The sequence below is a fragment of the Embleya sp. NPDC050154 genome (genome assembly GCF_044460165.1).
In the GTDB taxonomy this organism is placed as follows: domain Bacteria; phylum Actinomycetota; class Actinomycetes; order Streptomycetales; family Streptomycetaceae; genus Embleya.
This window is the reverse complement of sequence record NZ_JBITJP010000011.1, coordinates 267,660-281,964: the sequence shown is the minus strand read 5'-3', so window position 1 is coordinate 281,964 and position 14,305 is coordinate 267,660. Positions and strand designations below refer to the sequence as shown.

The window sequence follows — 14,305 nt, the reverse complement described above, 5'->3', positions numbered from 1 at the left end:
CCGGGCGGTCGGATCCGCTCCGGACGGCGCACGACCGGTGGCACGGAAACGACGCGAACGTGCCGTACGCCTTCCGGCACGGTAGCCGCCCTGGCGTTGTCGCGATCCATGCACATAATGTTCGAGTGAATAATGATCTGCACAGCGCCCCCGAGACCGCCCCCGCCACCGTCCTGATCGGCGAGGCCGGGATGTCCCCGCAGGACGTCCTCGCGGTCGCCCGCGCCGGCGCGCGCGTCGAACTCGCCGAGAGCGCGATCAAGGCGATGGCCGCGTCGCGCGCGGTCGTCGAGGGCCTCGCCGCGCGCACCGAACCCGTGTACGGGGTGTCCACCGGCTTCGGCGCGCTCGCCGTCCGGCACATCAGCCCCGAACTGCGCACCCGACTCCAGCATTCGCTGGTCCGCTCGCACGCCGCCGGAATGGGCCCCCGGGTCGAGGACGAGGTGGTCCGCGCGCTGATGCTGCTGCGGCTGAAGACGCTGTGCTCGGGACGTACCGGGGTACGGCCGATCGTCGCGCGGACCATGGCCGGACTGCTCAACGCGGGCATCACGCCGGTGGTCCGCGAATTCGGCTCGCTCGGGTGCAGCGGCGACCTGGCGCCGCTGGCGCACTGCGCGCTCGTGCTCACCGGCGAGGGCGAGGCGGCCGGTCCCGACGGTGTGGTGCGACCCGCCGCGGAACTGCTCGCCGCAGCCGGGCTGGAGCCGATCGAGCTCAAGGAGAAGGAGGGCCTGGCCCTGATCAACGGCACCGACGGCATGCTCGGCATGTTGTTGATGGCCGGGGCCGACCTCGCCCGCCTGTTCACCACCGCCGACATCACCGCCGCGATGACGATGGAGGCGCTCCTGGGCACCTCCCGCGTGCTCGACCCGGCGCTGCACGCCATCCGCCCGCACCCGGGCCAGGCGGCCAGCGCGGCGAACATGCTGCGGGTACTGGAGGGTTCGGCGCTGACCGGGCACCACCAGGACGCCGCGCCGCGCGTCCAGGACGCTTACTCGGTGCGCTGCGCGCCGCAGGTCGCGGGCGCCGGCCGGGACACCCTCGCGCACGCGCTGCTGGTGGCCGACCGCGAACTCGCCTCCGCCGTGGACAACCCGGTGATCCTGGAGGACGGCCGGATCGAGTCCAACGGCAACTTCCACGGCGCGCCGGTGGGCTACGTGCTCGACTTCCTGGCCGTCGCGGTGGCCGACCTCGGCTCGATCGCCGAGCGACGCACCGACCGCCTGCTCGACCCCTCCCGCTCGCACGGCCTGCCCGCGTTCCTCGCCGACGACCCCGGCGTCGACTCCGGCCTGATGATCGCGCAGTACACCCAGGCCGCGCTGGTCTCCGAGTGCAAGCGCCTGGCGATGCCCGCGTCGGCCGACTCGATCCCCAGCTCGGCGATGCAGGAGGACCACGTCTCGATGGGCTGGAGCGCGGCCCGCAAGCTGCGCCGCGCGATCGACAACCTCAACCGCATCCTGGCCATCGAGCTCACCACCGCCGCCCGCGCCCTGGACATGCGGGTCGCCGCCGGCCTCGGTGCGCCCGCGCCCGCCACCGCCGCGGTGATCGCCGCGCTGCGCGCGAGCGGCGCCGAGGGGGTGGGCCCGGACCGCTTCCTGGCCCCCGACCTGGAGGCCGCCGACGCCTTCGTCCGGGCCGGCAAGGTGATCGAGGCCGCCGGCTCGGCGGCCGGCGAGCTGAACTGACCCCCGCGCGCCGAACCGACCCGAGCGCGCCGATCCGAACTCGCGTCGGATCGGGCAGGATTGCCTGGCGCGGACCGCCGCCACCCGCGGCGGTCCGCGCCTTCCCGCAGCGTCCGCAGCAGGCCCGCCGCACCCGGTGGGCGCGCCCGAGCGACGCGCCGGCAACGGCGACGACCCAGCAACGAGGAGACATGTCGGTGGCCGACGACGACGCGAGCCCTTCCGCCCGCCTGCTCGCCCTCTTCGAGCGCCACCGGCTCACCCCCACCCAGCGCCGGATCGCCCACTGCCTGGTCCGGCACGCGGGTGAGGCGGTGTTCCTCTCCAGCGTCGAGGTGGCCCAGCTCGCCGGAGTCAGCCAGCCCTCGGTGACCCGGTTCGCGGTCGCACTCGGCTTCGACGGCTACCCGGCACTGCGCCGACACCTGCGCGAACTCGGGCTGCCGACCACGGCCGAGTCCTCCGCCGAGGTGGACCGCAACGAGTACGTCGGCGCCGTGCACGCCGAGATCGCCAACCTGACCCGGCTCGCCGAGCAACTCGCCGACCCGGGCCCGATCGCCCGCGCCGCCGCGCTGCTCGCGCCCTCGCGCCCGCTGGTGGTGCTGGGTCTGCGGACCGGGATGGCGCCGGCGCGCGGCTTCGGCTACTTCGCGGCCAAGGTGCTGCCCGAGGTTCGGGTGCTGGACGAGGGCGGCTCGCTCCTGGTGGACCGGCTCGACCAGGCCCGCGCGGCGGGCGCCACCGGTCTGCTGTGCTTCGCGCTGCCGCGCTATCCGCGGGAGTTGGGCGAGGGCCTGCGGGTCGCGCGCGACCTGGGCCTGCGTATCGTCACCGTCACCGACAGTCCGTTCGCGCCGGCGGCGGAGCTGTCCGACGCGGTGCTGATCGCGGGCGTCGGCTCGCAGTTGGTCTTCGACTCGTACGGGGCACCGATCCTGATGGGGCAGATCCTGCTCCAGGCGATGTGCGATATCGAGCCTGCGCGGGCGCAGGCTCGACTGGAGGAGTTCGAGAAGCAGGCCGGGGAGCGCGGGCTCTTCGACGTGTGAGCCTCGCGGCGGCGGCGGCCGGGCCTGCGGCCGGCTTGTCCTCGAACGCCGGGCGGGCTGATTTGCCGTGACCGGGTGCGGTGCCGGGGTCGGGTGTCGCGTCACGTCCGGGTGTCGCGCGGCGTCGGGTGGGCTCACACGCCGGGGTGGCCGCGGTGCGCCGGCATGATCGAGATGGCGCCGAGCATGGCCAGTACGCCGACGAGCGCCGCGCCGCCGGCGATCAGCGCGGTCTCCGCGTAGCGCGGGATGCTGAGCAGGAAGCCGCCGGTGCACAGCAGCGCGCCGATCATCACCACCAGGGCCACCACGCCCGGCTCGCGCCCTCGACCGCGCACCAGCATCACCAGGCCCGCGAACGCGACGAACGCGCCCAGTGCGGTGATCGCCCAGAGCACCTCCTGCAGATCCATGCCGACCGGCTACCCGCGCCGGTCCGCGCCGACCGCCGACCGCATGAAATGGCACCGAATGGGTCAAGTCCCTCGATGTCGCGCTGCCCACACCACCCGCTGGGCCGGCTCTCTTGGCGACGCCTTGCAGAACAGATAGATTCACTCTCGAAGCTACTGAATGTTTTCATACAGAAATCGTGCACAGGGACAGAAGGGGCGCCGCCATGTCGGACCACACCGCAGGACCGCGCGAGGTTCGCGCACCACGCGGGAGCACGCTCACCACCCGCGGCTGGCAGCAGGAGGGCGCCCTGCGGATGTTGCTGAACAACCTCGACCCCGAGGTCGCCGAGCACCCGGACAAGCTGGTCGTCTACGGCGGCACCGGCAAGGCGGCGCGCGACTGGCGCTCGTTCGAGGCGATCACCCGCACGCTGACCACGCTGAAGCAGGACGAGACGCTGCTCGTGCAGTCCGGCCGTCCGGTCGGCGTGATGCAGACCCACGAGTGGGCCCCGCGCGTGCTGATCGCCAACTCCAACCTGGTGCCCGACTGGGCCAACTGGGAGGAGTTCCGCCGGCTGGAGTCGGCCGGACTGACCATGTACGGCCAGATGACCGCCGGCTCGTGGATCTACATCGGCACCCAGGGCATCCTCCAGGGCACCTACGAGACCTTCGCCGCGGTCGCGGCCAAGCGCTTCGGCGGCACCCTCGAAGGCACCATCACGCTGACCGCCGGCCTCGGCGGCATGGGCGGCGCGCAGCCGCTGGCGGTGACCATGAACGGCGGCGTGGTCATCTGTATCGACTGCGACCCCTCGCGGATCGACCGCCGGATCGAGCACGGCTACTGCGACACCCGGGTCGAGACGCTGGACGCCGCGCTGCAGCTCGCGGTCGAGGCGCGCGACGCCCGCCGGCCGCTGTCCATCGGCCTGCTGGGCAACGCCGCCGAACTGGTCCCGCAGCTTCTCGCGATGGACGCCCCGATCGACATCGTCACCGACCAGACCTCGGCCCACGACCCGCTCGCCTACCTGCCGGTCGGCGTCGCGTTCGAGGACATGGCCGAGTACGCGCGCACCAAGCCCGCCGAGTTCACCGACCGCGCGCGCGAGTCGATGGCCCGCCACGTCGAGGCGATGGTCGGCTTCCAGGACAAGGGCGCCGAGGTCTTCGACTACGGCAACTCGATCCGCGGCGAAGCGCAACTGGCGGGCTACACCCGCGCGTTCGACTTCCCCGGCTTCGTCCCGGCGTACATCCGGCCGCTGTTCTGCGAGGGCAAGGGCCCGTTCCGCTGGGCCGCGCTCTCCGGGGACGCGCGCGACATCGCCAAGACCGACAGGGCCGTGCTCGACCTGTTCCCGGAGAACGAGTCGCTGGCCCGCTGGATCAAGCTCGCCCAGGAGAAGGTGCACTTCCAGGGCCTGCCCGCACGGATCTGCTGGCTGGGCTACGGCGAGCGGGACAAGGCCGGCGAGCGGTTCAACGACATGGTCGCCTCGGGCGAGTTGGCCGCGCCGATCGTGATCGGCCGCGACCACCTGGACTGCGGCTCGGTGGCCAGCCCGTACCGGGAGACCGAGGGCATGCTCGACGGCTCCGACGCGATCGCCGACTGGCCGCTGCTGAACGCGATGGTCAACGTGGCCTCCGGCGCCTCGTGGGTGTCCATCCACCACGGCGGCGGGGTCGGCATCGGCCGCTCGATCCACGCCGGCCAGGTCACCGTCGCGGACGGCACGCCGCTGGCGGGCGAGAAGATCCGCCGGGTGCTCACCAACGACCCAGGCATGGGCGTGATCCGGCACGTGGACGCCGGCTACGACCACGCCGTCGACGTCGCCGACGAGCGCGGTGTGCGGGTGCCGATGCGGGAAGGCGACGCGTGAGCACCGGCTTCGAGGCGATGTGGCGCGACCTGCTTCCGGTGGGTCGCGCCACGACCGGCGGCTACCGCCGGTACGCGTGGACCGACGCGGACACCGAGTGCCGCGCCTGGTTCCGCGAACAGGCCCAGAGCCGGAACCTGATCTACGAGGAGGACCGCAACGGCAACCAGTGGGCTTGGACCGCGCCCGGCGCCGACGCGATCGTGATCGGCAGCCACCTGGACTCGGTGCCGGACGGCGGCGCCTACGACGGACCGCTCGGCGTGGTCTCCTCGTTCGCCGCGCTCGACCTGCTGCGCGAGCGCGGCGCCGACCCGGAGCGGCCGCTGGGCATCGTCAACTTCGCCGACGAGGAGGGCGCCCGGTTCAACGTCGCGTGTGTCGGATCCCGGTTGTCCGCCGGGGTGCTGACGCCGGATCAGGCACGTGCGCTGAAGGACGCCGACGGCGTCTTCCTGGGCGACGCGATGGAGCGCGCCGGTGTCGACCCGGCCGGGATCGGCGCCGACCCGGAGCGGCTGGGCCGCATCCGCGCGTTCGTCGAACTGCACGTCGAGCAAGGCCGCGACCTGGTGCACCGCGACCGCGCGGTGGGCGTGGCCTCGGCGATCTGGCCGCACGGACGCTGGCGGTTCGACTTCCGAGGCGAGGCCAACCACGCGGGCACCACCCGCCTGGAGGACCGGCACGACCCGATGCTGACCTACGCCAACACCGTGCTCGCGGCCCGCAAGAAGGCCCACCTCGCCGGTGCGCTGGCCACCTTCGGCAAGGTCGACGCGCGGCCCGGCGCGGCCAACGCGATCGCTTCCGAGGTGCGCGGCTGGCTCGACTCGCGGGCCGCCGACGAGCGCACGCTGGACGACCTGGTCGCGGAGATCATCCGGACCGCCGGCGAGCGTGGCGACCGGGACGGGGTCGGCGTACAGGTCACCCGCGAGTCCTTCACCCCGGTCGTCGAGTTCGAGGGCCCGCTGCGCGACCGGATCGCCAAGCACCTCGGAGGTGCGCCGATCCTGCCCACCGGCGCCGGACACGACGCGGGCATCCTGTCCGCGCGCGTGCCCACCGCGATGTTGTTCGTCCGCAACCCGACCGGCGTGTCGCACTCGCCGGCGGAGAGCGCCGAGATGGTGGACTGCCTTGCGGGCGTCACGGCGCTCGCCGACGTGGTGACCGACCTGATCAGCGAGGACCTCGGGTGAGCGAGTACTGGTGTGAACTGGTGCAGACCCGCACCGGGATCGAACGCGACGCGCTGCTCGTGGTCGAGGACGGCCGGATCGCATCGGTCACCCCCGACCGCCCGGCGCCGGGCGGCGCCTGCGTGCTGCCCGGGTTGACCATCCCGGGCCTGGCCAACGTCCACTCGCACGCCTTCCACCGGGCACTGCGCGGACGCACCCAGACCGGCACCGGCACGTTCTGGACCTGGCGCGACCAGATGTACCAGGCGGCCGGCCGGCTGGACCCGGACAGCTACCTCGCGCTCGCGCGCGCGGTGTACGCGGAGATGGCGCTCGCCGGGATCACCTCCGTCGGCGAGTTCCACTACCTGCACCACGGTCCGGACGGCACGCCGTACGACGACCCCAACGCGATGGGCCACGCGCTGATCGAGGCGGCCCGCGAGGCCGGCGTCCGGATCACCCTGCTGGACACCTGCTACCTGCACGGCGGCCTCACCGCCGACGGCTACCGGCCGCTGGAAGGCGTGCAGCGCCGATTCGGCGACGGCAGCTCGGACGCCTGGTACGAGCGCTGGGGCGCGCTGCGCGGCGACGACAACACCCGGATCGGCGCGGCCATCCACTCGGTCCGGGCGTTCGACACCAAGGACGGCTACGCGACCTGGGCCGCGCGTACCGAGGGTGTCCCGGTGCACGTGCACCTGTCCGAACAGCCCGCCGAGAACGCGGCGTGCGTCGCGCACCACGGGCTGACCCCCACCGGGCTGCTGGACGCGCACGGCTTCTGGAGCGCGAACGCGACGGCGGTGCACGCGACCCACCTCACCGACGCCGACATCGCCGCGCTGGCCCGGGCCGAAGCCGGCGTGTGCTTCTGCCCGACCACCGAACGCGACCTCGCCGACGGCATCGGCCCGGCCGGCGAGCTGGCCCGGGCCGGTGTGCCGCTGTCCCTGGGCAGCGACAGCCAGGCGGTGATCGACCTGTTCGAGGAGGCCCGCGCGGTCGAACTCGACGAGCGGCTGCGCACCGGCCGGCGCGGCCACTTCACCTCCGCCGCGCTGCTCGCGTACGCCACCGGCACCGGCCACCGCGCGCTCGGTTGGCCGGACGCCGGCCGGATCGAACCGGGCGCCCTCGCCGACCTGACCACGATCGGCCTGGACTCGGTCCGACTGGCGGGCACCGTCCCGCGGTTGGCCACCGAGGCGGCGGTGTTCGCGGCCACCGCGAGCGACGTCACGCACGTCATGGTCGGCGGACGCACCATCGTCCGCGACGGCGTGCATCAGCTCGTGGAGGCGGTGCCGCAGGCGTTGGGCACGGCCATCCACGGCCTGTTCGGCTGATCCGCGGCCGTTCCGCCCGGAGCGGCCGCTCCCCCTCGAACCGGAAGGGACCACTCGCGCGTGGCCACCACCCTGATCACCAACATCGGCTCGCTGGTCACCAACGACCCCGACCTCGGCACCGGCCCGCTCGGCCTGATCCAGGACGCGGCACTCGTGCTCGACGGCGACCGGGTCACGTGGGTGGGGGCCGCCGCGGGTGCCCCGGACGCCGACACCCGCCACGATGCCGAGGGACGCGCGGTGCATCCCGGCTTCGTCGACTCGCACGCGCACCTGGTGTTCGCGGGCGACCGCACCGCCGAGTTCGACGCGCGGATGTCCGGACAGGCCTACCGGGCGGGCGGCATCCGCACCACGGTGGCCGCCACCCGCGCCGCGAGCGACGAACACCTCGCCGCCAACGCCGCGCGGCTGATCGAGGAGGCGGCCCGCCAGGGCACCACCACGATCGAGATCAAGTCCGGCTACGGCCTCACCGTCGCGGACGAGGAACGCGCGCTGCGGATCGCGTCCGCGTTCACCCCCGAGACCACCTACCTGGGCGCGCACATCGTCGCGCCGGAGTACGCGGACGACGTGGCCGGCTACGTCGACCTGGTCACCGGCCCGATGCTCGACGCGTGCGCCCCGCACGCCCGCTGGGTGGACGTGTTCTGCGAACGCGGCGCGTTCGACGGCGACCAGGCCCGGGCGATCCTGAAGGCCGGCGCCGCCCGGGGCCTGATCCCGCGCGTGCACGCCAACCAGCTCGGACACGGGCCCGGCGTACAGCTCGCGGTCGAACTCGGCGCGGCCTCGGCCGACCACTGCACCCACCTCACCGACGCCGACGTGGACGCGCTGGCCGGCGGCGACACGGTCGCCACGCTGCTCCCGGGCGCCGAGTTCTCCACCCGCGCGGTCTACCCCGACGCCCGCCGGCTGTTCGCCGCCGGCGTCGACGTCGCGCTGTCCACCGACTGCAACCCCGGATCGAGCTACACCACCTCGATGCCGTTCTGCGTGGCGCTCGCGGTCCGCGACATGGGCATGACGCCGGACCAGGCGCTGTACGCGGCGACGGCCGGCGGCGCCCGCGCGCTGCGCCGCGAGGATGTGGGCGTACTGCGTGCGGGCGCGCGCGCCGACGTGGTCGAACTCGACGCGCCCTCGCACGTACACCTGGCCTACCGGCCCGGGGTGCCGCTGGTGCGCGGGGTGTGGCGCGCCGGAGTGCGGGTCTGACCGGCGGTAATCGTCGGGGCACGGGTGAGGGTGCTGTCCGGGGCACCCGTCCGACAGACCGTTCGAAATCGACGTGCCCGCGTTACGGACCCCCTCTGTCGCGACCCGCCGCGCTCGTGGATACTCCCCGGTAACTCTCTCAACCAGAAGCGTGGCCGGGACCCCGGTGGTGGGGCCCGGACATGCGCAGACGGAAGGAGCGCCGCCCATGGGCCGCCTCGCACAGACCGACGGACTCACCGATGTCCAGCGGGAGATCCTCGCCACCGTGCGCACCTTCGTGGACAAGGAGATCATTCCGGTCGCCACGGAGCTTGAACACCGGGACGAGTATCCGGCGGAGATCGTCGAGGGCATGAAGGCCATGGGCCTGTTCGGTCTGATGATCCCGGAGGAGTACGGCGGCCTCGGCGAGTCGCTGCTGACCTACGCGCTCGTGGTCGAGGAGATCGCACGCGGCTGGATGAGCGTGTCCGGCATCATCAACACGCACTTCATCGTCGCGTACATGATCAAGCAGCACGGCACGGACGAGCAGAAGGCCTACTACCTGCCGAAGATGGCCGAGGGCGAGATCCGCGGCGCGTTCTCGATGTCCGAGCCGCACTGCGGGTCGGACGTCTCGGCGATCCGCACCAAGGCGGTGCCGGACGGCGAGTTCTACGTGCTCAACGGCCAGAAGATGTGGCTCACCAACGGCGGCAGCGCCAACCTGGTCGCGGTGCTCACCAAGACCGAGCTGGGCGAGGAGTCGGTCTACCGGAACATGACCACGTTCCTGATCGACAAGGAGTCCGGCTTCGGCGAGACCCGTCCGGGCCTGACCATCCCCGGCAAGATCGACAAGATGGGCTACAAGGGCGTCGACACCACCGAGATGGTGCTCGACAACTGTCGCGTGCCGGCCGACCGGATCCTGGGCGGGGTGCCCGGCAAGGGCTTCTACCAGATGATGGACGGCGTCGAGGTGGGCCGGGTGAACGTGGCCGCGCGCGGTTGCGGGGTCGCACATCGCGCGTTCGAGCTGGGCATCCGGTACGCGCAGCAGCGGGAGACCTTCGGCAAGCCGCTGGCCGGCCACCAGGCGATCCAGTTCAAGCTGGCCGAGATGGCGACCAAGGTCGAGGCCGCGCACACGATGATGGTCAACGCGGCACGCAAGAAGGACGCGGGCGAGCGCAACGACCTCGAGGCGGGGATGGCCAAGTACCTGGCCTCCGAGTACTGCAAGGAAGTCGTCGAGGACGCGTTCCGGATCCACGGCGGGTACGGGTTCTCGCGCGAGTTCGAAATCGAGCGCCTCTACCGCGAGGCCCCGATGTTGCTGATTGGCGAAGGTACGGCCGAGATCCAGAAGATGATCATCGGGCGGCGTCTGCTGGAGGACTACAAGCTCAAGGGCTGAGGCTCGGGTGCCGTCGCAGCCCGCCCGCGAATCCTCGGGGCGGGCCGCGACGCGTGCCCAGTCGGCGACGGAGAACGGCGCGTGCGACCAACCGGGTCCGGTATCGGCTCGGTCGGCGTAGTGGTCGCGTCGTTGCGGGGCGGGGGTCGGGTGGCGACCGATGATGGCGAAACGTGTAACCGCCAGTGATCGGGGAGCCCACCATGGCCGCGAGACGCCCGGTACCGGTACCGCCCGGCACATTCGTCCGGATCGACGGGACCGCCGTGCACGTGGTGCGCGAGGGCACCGGACCGGTGGTGATCGCCACCAGCGGGCTCGGCGGCGCGTGGTTCGACTGGGATCCGGTGGTGCCGCTGCTCACCGCCGACTGCATGGTGGTGCGGTTCGACCGGCCGGGCCTGGGCTACTCCGAGCCGGACCCGCGACCGCCCACCCTGGTGGGCGAGGCCGAGCGGATCGCCGCGCTGGCCGACGCGCTCGCGCTGCCCGGTCCGTACGTCCTGCTCGCCCACTCGCTCGGCGCGTTCCACGTCGAGGGCTTCGCGCGGCTGTTTCCCGAGCGCATCGCCGGACTCGTGCTGGTGGACCCGAGCAACGAGGACAAGCCCAGGTCTCGACCCGCCCGCCGGGCCCGGGTACGGGCCGCGCGGATGGCCGGGGGAGCGATGCGGGTCAGTGGGCTGGCCCGGGCGATCGGCCCCGCCGCGCGCCGGTCGATCCTGTTCACCCAGTCGCGCCGGCATCGCGACGTGGCGGACGCGCGCTGGGTGCGCGGCAGTTACGGATCGGGCCGGTTCTTCGCGACCGCGCTGACCGAGAACGCCACCTACTTCGACGTCGCCGCCGAGCTCGCCGACCTGCGCCGGGTCGCACCGCTGCCGGACGTGCCGCTGCGGGTGCTGGCCGCCGCCGGCGGCTACGAGAGTCTGGCTGCGCGGGCCCGCTGGGTGCGCGCGCTGCGCACGCTGGCGAACCTGTCCCCGCGCGGGCGCTGCGACGTGCTGGACGACTCCGCGCACTTCGTGATGCTGGACCGCCCGGACGCGGTGGCCGACGCGGTGCGCGAGGTGTTGTCGGGTTGATCGGTTTTCGCCGGATTGGTCACGTGTTGTGACCAATCCGGTGGGTACACGCATCGGGTCGAACAACCACCCGGCATCGATGCGAGGCGGCACACCCATGTTCGGTCAGCAGAACCTTCCCCCGGGCGCCGGCGCGCCCGGCCCCGACCTCGCCAACACCGGCCAGGTGATCGCGTCGTACACGAACTACGCGGGTGCCCAGCGTGCGGTCGACTACCTCTCCGACAACGAGTTTCCGGTGGAGAACACCGCGATCGTCGGCGCCGACCTGCGGATGGTCGAGAACGTGCTCGGCCGGCTCACCGCGGGCAAGGCGGCGGCGTCCGGCGCGGCCAGCGGCGCGTGGTTCGGTCTGATGATCGGACTGTTCCTGGGCATCTTCGCGGTCCGCGCGCACGGGTGGCTCTGGCTGGTGCTGATGGGCCTGGTCTGGGGCATCGCGGCGGGCGCGCTGTTCGGCTGGCTGGGATACAAGGCCCTGGGCGGGCGCCGGGACTTCGTCTCCACGAGCCAGATCGTGGCCTCCCGCTACGACGTGGTGGTGCGTCCGGACCTGGCCGAGCGGGCCCGCAATCTGGTGGGCCGGCTCGACCTGTAGAGGTGCGTCCGTCCGGGTGGCCTCCCGGACGGACGCGCGTGGCCGCCGCGTCCGCGCGTGGCCGCCGCGTCCGCACGTGGCCGCCGCGTCCGCGCGCGGCCGGTGGCGGCCGGTGTACGTGTGCGGGCGGCGTATGCGGGCGGTGTGTACGTGCGGCGCGTACGTGCGCGTTACAACCACCCGTTGCGGCGGAAGCCCCGGTGCATGAGCGTGCACACGACGACGATCACCGACAGCGTCATCGGGTAGCCGTACCGCCACTTCAGTTCCGGCATGTGCTCGAAGTTCATTCCGTACACGCCGGCCAGCATCGTGGGCACCGCGAAGATCGCCACCCACGCGGAGATCTTGCGCATGTCCTCGTTCTGCGCGACGGTCACCTGCGCGAGATTGGCCTGCAGGATCGAGGTCAGCAGTTCGTCGAACGAGGCCACCTGCTCGCCGACGCGCGACAGGTGGTCCTCGACGTCGCGGAAGTACTCGCGGATGTCCGGGTGCACCTGGCGCATCGGGCGCTCGGCCAGCGCGTGCAGCGGGCGGGCCAACGGTGCGACGGCGCGCTTGAGTTCGAGCAGTTCGCGCTTGAGCTGGTAGATCCGACCCGCGTCGCCCGCACCACCGCCGCCGAACACGTCGTTCTCGACCTGGTCGATGTCGTCCTGGATGAGCTGGGCGACGTCGAGGTAGGTGTCCACCACCCGGTCGGCGACGGCGTGCAGCACCGCCGAGGGCCCGGCGGCGAGCAGTTCGCCGCCGTCCTCCAGCCGACAACGCAGGTCGGCGAGCGCGCCGTGCCGGCCGTGCCGCACGGTGACCACGAAGTCGTTGCCGAGGAAGACCATGATCTCGCCGGTCTCGACGATCTCGCTGGTCGCGGAGAGCTGCTCGTGCTCGACGTAGGTGACCGTCTTGAACACCGCGAACAGGGTGTCGTCGTAGCGCTCCAGCTTGGGCCGCTGGTGCGCGTGCACGGCGTCCTCGACGGCGAGCGGGTGCAGCCCGAACCGCTCGGCGATACCGGACAGTTCGAGCGCGCTGGGCTCGTGCAGGCCGATCCAGACGAAGCCGCCGCCGGTGCGCACCTCGTGGATTGCCGAGTCGGGGTTCGCGTACCCGTCCAGGCGCCGGCCGTCGCGGTACACGGCGCAATCCACCACACAGTTCCCGGTCGTCACGGGCGTGGTGGACGGCAGGGGGGTGCGGCGGTACGGGCGGACTGCGGCGCGGAGGTCGCGGATCATCGACATGACGGGTCTCCTGCACTGACCGGCACGCGCCGACGCCGCCACGCCGCGGCGGGAAGGCCGCGGGGAGCGTCGACACGGGCAAGCGGAACGAATCACCGAAAGAACGGCAAAAGATCCTGACGCCCCGTCACGGAGGAAATTCGGAGATCGGGCACCGGGTCGTGATGCGCCGGCCGGTACTCGGCGAAAGTCTCGGAAACCCTCAGAAAGGGCGGGGCGTGCGACTGGATCGGGGAAGATCGGGTGAGCCGCCGGTACTGCACGGTGTGCTGGTATGCACCACGATCACCTCCCACGGCCGGTCCCCGCTGGGGGAAAGCCTCCGCTCGTCGACCGGGTGGGTCGAGGCGAGGGCGAGTCCGTCATCCGATGGCGCGCGAGGATGTCCACATCCTCGGGCCGACTACGTAGAGTACACCAGGGCGCCGGCTGCAATGGCCGGTATGCGAAAGGCTCCTGACGGCGAATTAGCATGCGGGCATGTTCGACTTCACGCCGGGACCCGAGCCGGTCGACCCCACCCCGCAGGTCGAGGCGCATCTGACGGCCGCGTTCGGCGAGCCGACCGGCCGAGCCGGGGTCACCTTCGTCGGCGCGGATCGCATCGAGGTGCTGCGCTTCGGTCCCGACGCGGGCGGCGTGGTCCGGTACGCGACGCTGGGCATGTCCCGGGCCCCGATGGCCGATCCGGCGGCGGTGCTGGCCGATCCGATCGCGGGCCCGCGGGCCGAGTTGGTGCTCTCGGTGCGCGGCGGGCACGACTCGGTGTTGCGGCCGTTGGCCGTGCTGGGCGCGACCCCGCAGGTGGAGGGCCTGGTGATCGCGCCCGGCGCGTCGCTCGACCTGGGCGGCCCGCTGTGGGACGGCGCCGGCTTCCACGCGGTGCTGGTCGCCGAGCCCGGCGGCCTGTTGGCCGACCTGCCGCTGCCCGAACCCGCCGACGCGGTCCGCTTCTTCCCGCTGCTGCCGATGACTCCGGCCGAGGCCGCCTGGAAGCGGGCCCAGGGCGCGGAGGCGCTCCAGGAGAAGTGGCTGCGCGCGGGAACGGACCTGCGTGATCCGAACCGGCGTGCGGTGCCGCTGGGTTGAGGGGCGGGCGGGTTCGCGCGCTTGGGCCGCCGGCCCCGGGGATCCCGTGTGGGGAGATCCG

At 72.5% G+C, this 14,305-nt stretch carries 12 protein-coding genes; 10 read left to right on the top strand and 2 right to left on the bottom strand.

What is annotated here, in order from left to right; all coding sequences use genetic code 11:
- Positions 1-173 precede the first annotated feature (173 nt).
- Both hutH and ACIBSV_RS24410 read left to right on the top strand, forming a co-directional pair.
- The gene (hutH, locus tag ACIBSV_RS24415; RefSeq protein WP_395866531.1) at positions 174-1,709 is read left to right on the top strand and encodes a histidine ammonia-lyase; all 1,536 of its coding nucleotides are present in this window, start codon (positions 174-176) and stop codon (positions 1,707-1,709) included.
- A gap of 191 nt (positions 1,710-1,900) precedes the next feature.
- Entirely contained in the window at positions 1,901-2,761 is an 861-nt protein-coding gene (locus ACIBSV_RS24410) for a MurR/RpiR family transcriptional regulator (protein WP_395866375.1), read from the top strand.
- Between the two features lie 134 nt (positions 2,762-2,895).
- Here ACIBSV_RS24410 and ACIBSV_RS24405 read toward each other — a convergent pair whose 3' ends face one another.
- Entirely contained in the window at positions 2,896-3,174 is a 279-nt protein-coding gene (locus ACIBSV_RS24405; RefSeq protein WP_395866373.1) for a hypothetical protein, read from the bottom strand.
- 206 nt (positions 3,175-3,380) lie between these two features.
- On the opposite strand from ACIBSV_RS24405, the gene hutU reads away from it, so the two are divergent.
- The 7 genes from hutU to ACIBSV_RS24370 all read left to right on the top strand — a co-directional run bounded on the left by hutU (position 3,381) and on the right by ACIBSV_RS24370 (position 11,908).
- On the top strand, positions 3,381-5,054 hold the full coding sequence (gene hutU / locus ACIBSV_RS24400; RefSeq protein ID WP_395866372.1) for a urocanate hydratase: 1,674 nt from the start codon (positions 3,381-3,383) through the stop codon (positions 5,052-5,054).
- Between the two features lie 17 nt (positions 5,055-5,071).
- Positions 5,072-6,259, top strand: coding sequence for an allantoate amidohydrolase (locus ACIBSV_RS24395; protein ID WP_395866529.1), 1,188 nt, complete (start codon positions 5,072-5,074; stop codon positions 6,257-6,259).
- On the top strand, positions 6,256-7,593 hold the full coding sequence (locus ACIBSV_RS24390; RefSeq protein ID WP_395866370.1) for a formimidoylglutamate deiminase: 1,338 nt from the start codon (positions 6,256-6,258) through the stop codon (positions 7,591-7,593). Before ACIBSV_RS24395 ends, ACIBSV_RS24390 begins: the two co-directional genes overlap by 4 nt.
- Before the next feature lie 60 nt (positions 7,594-7,653).
- Positions 7,654-8,820: an imidazolonepropionase gene (hutI, locus tag ACIBSV_RS24385; RefSeq protein WP_395866368.1), complete on the top strand. Its 1,167-nt coding sequence runs from the start codon at positions 7,654-7,656 to the stop codon at positions 8,818-8,820.
- 208 nt (positions 8,821-9,028) lie between these two features.
- A complete protein-coding gene (locus ACIBSV_RS24380) occupies positions 9,029-10,225 on the top strand; it encodes an acyl-CoA dehydrogenase family protein (protein ID WP_395866366.1) in 1,197 nt (398 codons plus the stop codon).
- 203 nt (positions 10,226-10,428) lie between these two features.
- Positions 10,429-11,310, top strand: coding sequence for an alpha/beta fold hydrolase (locus ACIBSV_RS24375; protein WP_395866364.1), 882 nt, complete (start codon positions 10,429-10,431; stop codon positions 11,308-11,310).
- A gap of 97 nt (positions 11,311-11,407) precedes the next feature.
- Positions 11,408-11,908: a general stress protein gene (locus ACIBSV_RS24370; RefSeq protein ID WP_395866362.1), complete on the top strand. Its 501-nt coding sequence runs from the start codon at positions 11,408-11,410 to the stop codon at positions 11,906-11,908.
- Positions 11,909-12,078: 170 nt separating this feature from the next.
- On the opposite strand, the gene corA is transcribed toward ACIBSV_RS24370, so the two are convergent.
- Complete coding sequence (gene corA, locus ACIBSV_RS24365) at positions 12,079-13,155, bottom strand: magnesium/cobalt transporter CorA (protein ID WP_395866360.1); 1,077 nt, start codon at positions 13,153-13,155, stop codon at positions 12,079-12,081.
- A gap of 480 nt (positions 13,156-13,635) precedes the next feature.
- Here corA and ACIBSV_RS24360 point away from each other — a divergent pair, with 480 nt between their 5' ends.
- Entirely contained in the window at positions 13,636-14,244 is a 609-nt protein-coding gene (locus ACIBSV_RS24360; protein ID WP_395866358.1) for a suppressor of fused domain protein, read from the top strand.
- Positions 14,245-14,305 lie beyond the last annotated feature (61 nt).

Bases quoted from the DNA above. Each gene is read 5' to 3' on its own strand.
- ACIBSV_RS24410 (WP_395866375.1), top strand. From the start codon at position 1,901: ATGTCGGTGGCCGACGACGACGCGAGCCCTTCCGCCCGCCTGCTCGCC.
- ACIBSV_RS24405 (WP_395866373.1), bottom strand. From the start codon at position 3,174: ATGGATCTGCAGGAGGTGCTCTGGGCGATCACCGCACTGGGCGCGTTC.
- hutU (WP_395866372.1), top strand. From the start codon at position 3,381: ATGTCGGACCACACCGCAGGACCGCGCGAGGTTCGCGCACCACGCGGG.
- ACIBSV_RS24395 (WP_395866529.1), top strand. From the start codon at position 5,072: ATGTGGCGCGACCTGCTTCCGGTGGGTCGCGCCACGACCGGCGGCTAC.
- ACIBSV_RS24380 (WP_395866366.1), top strand. From the start codon at position 9,029: ATGGGCCGCCTCGCACAGACCGACGGACTCACCGATGTCCAGCGGGAG.
- ACIBSV_RS24375 (WP_395866364.1), top strand. From the start codon at position 10,429: ATGGCCGCGAGACGCCCGGTACCGGTACCGCCCGGCACATTCGTCCGG.
- ACIBSV_RS24370 (WP_395866362.1), top strand. From the start codon at position 11,408: ATGTTCGGTCAGCAGAACCTTCCCCCGGGCGCCGGCGCGCCCGGCCCC.
- corA (WP_395866360.1), bottom strand. From the start codon at position 13,155: ATGTCGATGATCCGCGACCTCCGCGCCGCAGTCCGCCCGTACCGCCGC.
- ACIBSV_RS24360 (WP_395866358.1), top strand. From the start codon at position 13,636: ATGTTCGACTTCACGCCGGGACCCGAGCCGGTCGACCCCACCCCGCAG.